General features: G+C 68.8%; 3 protein-coding genes. 1 reads left to right on the forward strand and 2 read right to left on the reverse strand.

Annotated elements, in window-relative coordinates; genetic code table 11:
* Positions 1 to 211: 211 nt before the first annotated feature.
* Both FLX08_RS43190 and FLX08_RS39190 read right to left on the reverse strand, forming a co-directional pair.
* The gene (locus FLX08_RS43190) at positions 212 to 5,185 is read right to left on the reverse strand and encodes a ThuA domain-containing protein (protein WP_208761965.1); all 4,974 of its coding nucleotides are present in this window, start codon (positions 5,183 to 5,185) and stop codon (positions 212 to 214) included.
* Positions 5,186 to 5,373: 188 nt separating this feature from the next.
* Entirely contained in the window at positions 5,374 to 6,657 is a 1,284-nt protein-coding gene (locus FLX08_RS39190) for an ROK family transcriptional regulator (protein ID WP_142625321.1), read from the reverse strand.
* Between the two features lie 244 nt (positions 6,658 to 6,901).
* Between FLX08_RS39190 and FLX08_RS39195 the strand changes: the two genes are divergently transcribed.
* Positions 6,902 to 8,242, forward strand: a complete 1,341-nt coding sequence (locus FLX08_RS39195) for an ROK family transcriptional regulator (RefSeq protein ID WP_244313225.1) — start codon at positions 6,902 to 6,904, stop codon at positions 8,240 to 8,242.
* The last annotated feature ends 366 nt before the right edge of the window (positions 8,243 to 8,608 follow it).

The following is an 8,608-nucleotide window of genomic DNA, read 5'->3' on the forward strand; positions in this document are numbered from 1 at the left end:
CGGGTCGTCGTCGGCCGCCGCGGGACCGGCCAGACCGGCACCCGCGAGGGTGAGGCCGAGCACGGACGCGGCGAGTATCTGGCTGGACCTGGTGATCTTCATGAATCGCTCCATCTATGGGGGGCGGGGCCGGCCGGCTGGGCGGCCGGCCCCGGGTTGAGCTACGGCGGTGTCCTCGTCGTGGTGACCGAGGTCACCGCCGGTGATGCGGTCAGCGGCAGCTCGCCGCCGCGTAGTCGGCGTCGTAGGACGAGGTGGCCTGCTTGCCGTCGATCGTCGCGGTGCCGGTGACGGTCACCGTGCCCGCGTCGATGTTCCCGGCCCGGGTGTTGAAGGACTGGTAGGCCTGCTTGCCCGGAGCCACGTCGGCCACCGTCTTGGTGCCGAACGGGGTGGTCAGCGTGATCGTCGCCGGCACGTCGCCGTCGTTGACGGCCGTGACCGCCACGTACGCCGAGGTGCCGATGCAGCGGGAGGCGGCCGTGACGGTCAGCTTGACCTCCGGGTCGCTCTGCGCCTTGATCAGCTTGAAGTAGTCGAACGTGACCGTCTTGGACGCGCTCTGGTTGGTGCCGATGGTGTAGACACCGATCTTCGACGCGTTCGCCACGGCGCTGTTCTTCACCACCGCGACCGTGCCGTTGGTGGCGAGGTCGGTCCAGGTGGTGCCGTTGGAGGAGTAGGAGCCGGTGAAGCTGTCTCCCTCCTTCTTCAGGCGCAGCCACCACACACCGGTGGTGAGGTTGTTCACCTGCGGCTGCGGGTTCTGCACGGTGCCGCCGACCTCGCTGCGCAGCTCGATCGTCCGCGCCACCGTCGACCCTGCGGCGTTGGTGGCAAGGAAGTCGAACTTCACGTAGTTGTCGTCGTCGCCGTACACCATCAGGCCGCCCTGCTGGTACTGCTCGTTGAGGGCCGAGGCGTCAACCTTGGTCTCCAGCGTCCAGTCGCCGTCCGGAGCGGTCTGCAGGATGAAGTTCTTCGGGCCGCTGTTGGTCGTCCCGTAGATGTCACCCGTGGTGGTGTCGAGCTGCAGCTTGCCGTCGCTCACGCGCACCGCCGTGGCCTCGGGCCGGACGATCGCGTTCCAGCGGCAGTTGTCGAGCGTGGTGCCGTCGAACTCGTCGTCCGGCGTCGGCGCGGTGGCCTTGTCGTCCGGCGTGATCTGGAACCAGTCGAACGCCGCGTCCACCACGGGGTGGTTGGCGCCGGCCAGCGAGATCAGGCCGATCTTCGGGTTGGTGATCCCGGCGAGCGGCTTGGTCTCCGGCATCGCGGTGAACGTGGTGCCGTCCGACGAGTAGTGCGCGGTGATGTTGGTGCCGTCGCTGATGAACCGCACGTACACCGTGTCGGGGTAGGTGTCCCCGAGGTTGGCCGTGTTGCTCGCCGTCACCTCGTTGGGAGCGCCCTTGTCCTCGCGGATGAACTGGAAGATGCGGCTGGCGTGGTCAGAGCCCGAGGTCGAGCGCCCCTCCAGCACGATCTTGGCGTAGTTGTCGTCGTCGCCGTACAGGACCAGACCTGCCTGCTGGTAGGCGTCGGTCGCCCTCAGCGTCAGCTTGGCCGTGGCCGTCCAGGCGCCCGACGGCGCCGGCTGCACGACGATGTTCGGCGTGTTGTTGGTCGTCTGGTAGATGTCGGTGGCCGAGGTCGGGATGATGAGGCTGCCGTCGGCGACCCTCAGGTCCTGGTTCTCCCGGATCACCGACCAGCGGTCCCGGTCGAGCTGGTTGCCCAGGAAGTCGTCCGAGCGGCCGCTGAAGCACACCGTGGCCGGCGTGTTCACCTTGATCGCGATCTGCTGGGTCGTGGCCGCGCCCTTGGCGTCGGTCACCGTCACCGTCGCGGTGTAGTTACCCGGGGCGGTGTAGGTGTAGCTCGCGTTGGCCGTCGTCGGCTGCGGCGCGCCGTTCACCCCGAAGTCCCACTTGTAGGTGACCGGGTCACCCTCGGGGTCGGTGCCCGTCGCGGTGAAGTCGACCTTCAGCGGAGCGGTGCCCGTGGTCGGGGTCGCCGACGCGGTCACCGTCGGGCGCTGGTTCTCCGTGGCGCCCTTGCCGACGAAGTCGACCCAGTTGAAGTTGGCCAGGTTGGCGTCATTGGCCGCGCTGGCCGGCTTGCGCACCACGAAGAAGATCGGGCCGCTGGTCGTCGGAGCGTTGTTCAGGTTGACCGTGACGTCCTTGAACGTCTGCCAGTCGCCCGTCGGAGTGATCTCCGCCGAGCCGATCAGCGTGCCGTCGTCGGGGTTGCCGACGCGGATCTGCACGGTGCCGCCCGCGCCGGCCGAAGAGGCCCGCAGCCGGATCGCGCTGATGTTGGTCAGGTTCACCGGGTCGAACGACCAGTAGTCGCCGTCCTGGATGTAACCGATGTCCTTCGCGCCACCCGCGGAGTCGGTGGTGTCCTCGACCTGGACGCCGGCGGCGTCCGTGCCGAGTCCGCCGGTAACCCGGCCGGTCTGCGAGAAGTGCTCGGCCTGCTTGCGCTTGGGCTGCAGGATGACCTGGCCACGGCCGGTCAGCGGCTTGGCCCCGCCGTCGGCGCCCTGGTCGGTGTAGCTGGCCTCGATCACGTAGAACAGGTTGTCGTACTCACCGTGGCCCGACATGGCGGTCTGCACCGTGGCTTCGCAGCCCTTGGTCTGGTCGAGCGGGTGACCGTGGGTGTCGTGACCCAGGATCGACTGGATCTGCACCTTGTCACAGTCGATCGTGCCGTCCTCGGCGTCGGTGACGGTGACCTTGAACTTCACCTGGTCGCCGAACTCGAAGAACGCTCCGTTCGGCGGCACTTCGACCTTGACGACGGGCTTGCTGTTGCCCGCCTCGATCGTGACGCTGGCGGTGGCGGTCTTGCCGTCGGCGCTGGTGATGGTCAGGACGGCGCTGTACTCGCCGGCCTTCGTGTAGGTGAAGGAGGGGTTGGCCTCGGTGGAGTCGGTCTTGCCGTCACCGTCGAAGTCCCACGCGTACGTGATCTCCTTGCCGTCCGGGTCGCGCGAGCCCTCGCTGGAGAACTGCACGGTCAGCGGCAGCGGGCCGTCGGTCTTGTCGGCCGTGGCGGTGGCGACCGGCGGGCGGACGCCCTTGGTGTACTCGATGCGGTAGACGCCCGAGTCGGCGTTGTCGCCGCCGAAGCCCGAACCCCACTCGATCAGGTACAGAGCGCCGTCAGGACCGAACTTCATGTCCATCGGCTTGAGGAACTTCAGCGTCGTCATGATCTTGTTCATCTCGACGAGCTTGGAGCCGTCCTCGTTCAGCTGGAACGACCACAGCGCGTTGTTGTTCCACTCACCGAAGATGGCCTTGCCGTCCCAGTACGCCGGCCACTTGATGGTCGACTGGACGTTCGGGTCGTAGCGGTAGACCGGGCCGCCCATCGGCGCGCCGCCGCTGAGCTCGGGGAAGTTGTTCGCGTCGGCGGCGTAGTGGTACCAGATCGTCGCCGGGGTCACCGGCGGCAGGCTGGTCAGGCCGTCGTTGTTCGGCGAGTCGTTGACCGGAGCCGCGCAGTTGAACGCCGCCCCCGACTGCTTGGTCCCGAAGTTGTAGTCGATGTACGGGGTGTTGTTGCCGATGCAGTACGGCCAGCCGAAGTTGCCCGGCTTGGTGATGAGGTTCCACTCGACCGTGTTCTGCGGGCCACGGGCGGCGTTGGCGGAGTTGGCGTCGGGGCCGTACTCGCCGAGCATGATGTTGCCCGTCTTGGGGTCGAGACCGATCCGGAACGGGTTGCGGAAGCCCATGCCGTAGATCTCCGGCTTGGTCTTCGCCGTGCCCGGGGCGAACAGGTTGCCCGAGGGGACGGTGTAGGTGCCGTCAGCCTCGGGGTGGATGCGCAGCAGCTTGCCGCTCAGGCTGTTGGTGTTGCCCGCGCTGCGCTGAGCGTCCCAGTAGGCCCGGCCCTGCTGCTCGTCGATCGGCGCGTAGCCGTCCGAGGCGAAGGGGTTGGTGTTGTCACCCGTACCGAGCCACAGGTTGCCGGTCTTGGGGTCGATCACCATGCCGCCGCCGTGGTGGCAGCACTCGGCGCGCTGCACCGGGACGTCCAGCAGCTTCTTCTCGCTCGACAGGTCCAGCGTGTCGCCGGTGACCGTGAACCGGCTCAGCCGATCGACGTTCTCGGAGCCGTTGGGCGAGTAGTAGAGGTAGATCCAGTGATTGGTGTCGAAGGCCGGGTCCAGCGCCATGCCGAGCAGACCGCTCTCGTTGGCGGTGAACACGTTCATGTGCGCGGCCAGGACGGTGCCACCACTGGGCTTGATGATCTTGACGTCGCCCAGCCGGTCGATGTAGAAGACCCGGCCGTCCTTGGCGATGTTCAGCATCATCGGGTTGGACGTCTCGGTGTCGAGCGCCACCTTCTCGTAGCTGCTGCTCTGCGAGGCCGAACAGTCGGCCTTCTCGGCACCCGCGGCGGTCTTGATACCGCCCAGGAGCAGCTTCAGGAAGTTGGCCTCGCTGTAGTTCTCCTTCTGGTGGCCGAGCCCGGTGTACCACGAACGGCCGCCGTCGTAGTCCTGACACCAGGTGTTCGGGTGGTCGGCGCCCATCGTGCCGCCGGAGTAGGACTTCTCGTCCAGCGACGTCAGGACGTGGACCGTGCCACGCGGGTTGGTCTGGTAGTCGTACCACTCGTCGGTACGGCTCCAGGTCGTCGGCAGGTCCTTGGTGGACGGGTGCGCCGGGTCCTCGACCTTGACGGTGGCCTGCTGGATCGCCGGGTGCTGCTTGAAGTAGGCCCCGACCAGCTTGCCGTACCAGGCCCAGTTGTATCCGCTGTCGGCGGCGGCGTGGACGCCCACGAAGCCGCCGCCCTTCTCGATGTAGCGCTGGAAGGCGTCCTTCTGGTCCTGCGTGCCCAGCGGGTCACCGGTCGTGGACATGAAGACCACGGCCTGGTACTGCGCCAGGTTGTCGTCCGTGAACTTGGTGCTGTCCTCGGTGGTGTCGACGGCGAAGTTGTTCTCCTGGCCGAGCTTCTGCACGGCCGCGATGCCCTCGGGGATCGAGTCGTGCCGGAAGCCGGTCGTCTTGGAGAAGACCAGCACCTTGAAGTCGGGCGCCGCCGCCGCGGCCGTGGTCGTGGCGGCCTCGGCGCTCACCGGCGCCGAGAAGAGCGTGATGACGGGAGCGACGAGGGCCATGGCCATCGTCGCCGCGGTCCGACGTCTCATACGTCGTCCCTTTTCTGGCACGGCCGCATTGAACGGCCTGGCCCACGTTCGTTGACGTGGAGACATTGAAAACCCTTCCTGACCGGGGGGACGTCAGGCAAGGCGCGCGCCGCCGCGCTTGTTGCCACTTGGTCGTAGCGGATATTGCGGTTGCTGGAGGGTGCCCTCTCCAGGTCTGTGGGGGGCCGTCAGTAGGCTGCCGGCCCGGGTAATGGATCCATGATCGTCGCAGGGTCGTCGATGATGTGGTTGACCACCATGCTCGCGGCGCCGCGGGAGGCGGCGCCGAAGCCGAGCGTGGAGGCGACGAACCGGCACTGGGCGGCGGGGGCGGCCATCACGAGCCGTTGCAGCTGGTCCTGCGCGTGCGGCAGCAGCCACTGGGCCAGTGAGGCGAAGTAGCCTCCGATGACGATCACTCGCGGGTTGAACAGGTTGGCCAGGATCGAGCCGCCGAGCCCGAGCCACTCGCCCACCTGCGCCACCGCCATCATCATCCGACGGTCGCCCGAGGCCAGGCCTCTGGCGATGTCGGCCATCCGTTCACCGGGGTCGGGCACCGGCATGCCGGGCAGGCCGTACGCCTGCTCGGGCATGGCGGCACGGACGAGCGCGGCCAGGCCGACCTTGGTCTCCCAGCAGCCGACGCGGCCGCAGCCGCACTGGTCGCCGTTCGGATCGACCCGCAGATGTCCGACCTCGCCGGAGAATCCGTCCGCTCCGCGCAGCAGCCTGCCACCCGAGATGATGCCGCCGCCGACGCCGACCTCGCCGGTGAGGTAGACCAGGTCGGGTGTGCCGGCGGCGATGCCCGAGGTGAATTCGGCCACCGCGGCGAGGTTGGCGTCGTTGTCCACCCGCACCGGAACCTGCAGCGGGCCGAGTATGGCGCTCAGCTGGCCGGCCAGGGGGAGATCGCGCCAGTAGAGGTTCGGCGCGAGCGTCACGACTCCGCGGGCCACGTCCACGAGTCCGGGGACGGCCACGACGATGCCGGCGGGAGCCGCGCCGGCCCGGCGCATCGCTTCCACGGCCTCCTTGGCCACGAGTCCGAGCCGGCGCACGGAGTTGTCCGGGCCATTGCCCATCGTGTCGTAGACCACCCGGCGCTCGACCAGGACCCGGCCGCTGAGATCGGTGCCGTGGACCGCGATGTAGTCGACGTTGATCTCCATGCCGAGGGCGCCGACGTGCGCGCCGTGCAGCGCGACCGCCCGTCTCGGACGCCCGATCGCACCCACGTGCTCGACGCCGACCTCCCGCACCAGCCGCCGCTCCAGGAGCTCGGCCATGAGGTTGGAGACGGTGGCCCGGTGCAGCCCGGTCGCCTCCGCGATGTCGGCGCGGGACAGGGAGGTGTGGTCGCGCAGCTCGCGCAGCACCAGCGAGAGGTTCGCCCTGCGGAGGGCGGCGGGACCCGCCGGCGGCGCGGCCCCGCTCGGGGCGCGGGTGAGGTGCGGCTTCTTCGACACCCGCGTCCACCTGCCTTTTGTTTGTCTCCGAGATCAATTAATGAGGGTTGTAACACGCGGATGTCCGATCGTGCACCCCCGGAGTGCGTAACGAGTTGGCATCGCTCGCATTTCCGCACGTCGCGATCTATCCCGATTCCGGTTATCGGAACGTTACAGAACTTGCAACCGGTTTCACACTTGTCTCTTCCGGACGTCGCTGTCTTTAATTCGGCGAACCATGCGAACTAATTGAAGGAGCGGCGTGGACCACAGCAGGGCCGACGGCCACACGACCGACTCGATGAGTCGCGGCGGATCCGCGGGGCTTCCCGCGGATCAGGCCACCGTGCGCCGTTCGAACCTCGCTCTGGTGCTGCGCCACGTGAGTACGCACGGCCCGTGCTCCCGGTCGGCCGTCGCCGTCGCGACCGGGTTGAACAAGACCACCGTCACCAGCCTGGTGAGCGAGCTGCAGGCACGGGGACTGGTCAAGGAGACGGGCCCGCAGCACGCCGGCTCCGTCGGCCGTCCGAGTGTCGCGCTCGACCTGGACGGCTCGCGGGTCGGCGCCCTGGGCGTCGAAGTCAACGTCGACTACATCGCCGCGATCGCCACCGACCTCGCCGGCCGGGTGCTCATCGACCGGCGCATCGGCTTCGACGCGATGGGATCGGGCCCGGAACGGTCACTGGACGAGCTGGTCCGCGTGATCGAGAGGACCGTCGCCGACCTCGACCGGCTCGGGATCGCGCTGGCCGGGATCACCGTGGCGATCCCCGGCCTGATCGACACCACGACCGGCACCGTCGTCGTCGCCCCGAATCTCGGCTGGCACGGCGTGGCGGTGGCGGAGCGGCTGTCCCACGCGGACATCCACGGAGACATCCCCGTCACGGTGGACAACGACGCCAACCTCGCCGCGCTCGCCGAGTACACCTCGGGGGTCGCGGCGGGCACCTCCGATCTCGTCTACCTCACCGGCGAGGTGGGCGTCGGCGGCGGCGTCATCTCCGGCGGGCGGTTGCTGGGCGGAGCGGACGGATTCGCCGGGGAGGTCGGCCACGTCATGGTCGATCCGTCCGGCGAGCGGTGCCGCTGCGGCCGTGTCGGCTGCTGGGAGACCAAGGTCGGACTGGCCGCGCTGGTCCGCATGGCCACACCCGACCGGGCGTACGGCACGGACCACCAGGTCGTCCGCGACCCGGAGGAACGGCTGGCCGACATCGAGCAGCGGCGTGCGGAGGGAGACCCCCGTGTCGACGCCGCCGCAGTGGAGGTGGGCCGGTGGCTCGGAATCGGAGCGGCCATGCTGGTCAACCTCTTCAACCCGCGAGCGATCGTGCTGGGCGGCTACTTCGCCAGGCTCGCCGACCGGATCATCCCGGCGGCGGAGCAGGAGCTGGCGCGTGTGGGCGTGACCGGCGCCGTCGAGCGCTGCCGGTTCGTCGCGTCCACACTCGGCTTCGGCGCCGCCTCACGCGGCGCGGCCGGAGTCGTCGTCGAGCGAGCGCTGTCCGACCCCACGAGCATCGCGATCCGAACATCCCCCGCCATCGGAGTGATCGAGGGCACCCCGATGGCCCGATTGCCCCACTCACCCTGATCCGCGTGCCCGCCACGCGGTCCGACCTCTCGCCCGCCGGATCCAGACGCCCGTCCGCTTGACCGTTCCGTCCCGCATGCCTCGGCGCCTCCCGCCCATCCCCGGCGCCGTGGCCATGGCGCATGCGGTCAAGCGGACGGGAACCAACCACGTCCCTTTCCCCCCAGAACGTCCCGCCCGCCTGATCGTCGTCCGGAGCCGCACCGGCATCGTTGACGCCGACCTCGATGCCGTCGCGGCGGTGCCAACCGGCGCCGTCAGGCGGGCGGGGCCACGGCCGCACTGTTTTCCGGCCGCACCGTTTTCCAGGAGGCTCCTGTGCCGCGGTCATCATCCGACCCGTCATCGCTGCTCGTGATGCGAGGA

Origin of the sequence: Microbispora hainanensis (assembly GCF_006874475.1) — a bacterium.
Taxonomy (GTDB): domain Bacteria; phylum Actinomycetota; class Actinomycetes; order Streptosporangiales; family Streptosporangiaceae; genus Microbispora; species Microbispora hainanensis.